Origin of the sequence: Streptomyces sp. NPDC090442, from assembly GCF_044769405.1 — a bacterium.
In the GTDB taxonomy this organism is placed as follows: Bacteria; Actinomycetota; Actinomycetes; order Streptomycetales; family Streptomycetaceae; genus Streptomyces.
Map to the genome: position 1 here is coordinate 1 of NZ_JBIVXW010000291.1, position 1019 is coordinate 1019.

Consider the following 1019-nt stretch of genomic DNA (forward strand, 5'->3'; position numbering starts at 1 on the left):
CCGGCGGCTGCTCGCCGCCGCTGATTTCGCCCTCGGCCACGACGATGGCGACCTGCGGACGGCTGTCGGCCGGATTGGTCAGGCGGTCGAGGTTGAACAGGTAGGCGTCCATCGCGATCTGGCGGAAGCCGCCGTCGGCGTCCTCGTCGGCGACACCGCGCTTGGTCAGGATCTGATCGACTTCCTCGCGGGTCTTGAGGCCATCGACCAGCTTCAGGCCCAGCGCGTACTTGCCCAGGTCGCCCTTGACCGCGTCCAGGCGCGCCGGCAGTTCGTCGATCGCCGCGTTGAGCGCAGCCGGATCGAGCTTGCGCGCCTTGGCCACGTCGCCGAGGTAGCGCTGCCACAGGTCGTTCATCCAGAACAGGTCGGCGGTCTTGGACTCTTCCGAGGCCGCGTCGAGGATGTAGGGTTCGGCCGCCGACTTGAACTCGCCGACCCGGAACAGGTGCACGTCCACGCCGAGCTTGTCCTGCAGCAGCTGGCGGTAGTAAAGGCGATAGCGGCCCAGGCCCTCGAGCATCATGCCGCCCATCGGGTCGAGATAGACCTCGTTGGCCTGCGCGGCGATCAGGTACTGCTTCTGATCCATGCTCTCGGCGAAGGCGATCACTTCCTTCTTGGCCGCGCGCACCCGCGTCACCGCGGCGGCGACTTCGCGCAGGCTGGCCATGCCGGCCGACTGCAGCTTGTCCAGGCGCAGCACCACGCGCTCGATGCGCTTGTCGTCCTTGGCCGCGTCCAGCGCGCGCACGATGTCGCGCAGCTGCACTTCCGGATTCTTGTCGCCCAGCGCGCGGTTGAGCGCGCGCGAGGCCGGGTCGGAGCTGTATTGCTCGACCAGCGCGCCTTCCGGCGCGATCACCAGGGTGGTGCGGTCCTGGAACGGCTTGGTGTTGCCGCCGAACAGCATCGCGATCAACAAGATCAGGAGGAAGCCGAAAAACACCAGGTTGAAGACCAACCGCCGGGTGAAGTTCATCGCGTCCCAGGCGCCAACGAAGAAACGGGCCAGCGGC

At 67.2% G+C, this 1019-nt stretch carries 1 protein-coding gene; it reads right to left on the reverse strand.

The genetic code is table 11. From position 1 onward, the window contains the following. Positions 1–1019, reverse strand: a 1019-nt coding sequence (locus ACIQU6_RS45100) for a S49 family peptidase (protein ID WP_403488605.1), incomplete at both ends; no start/stop codon positions are given.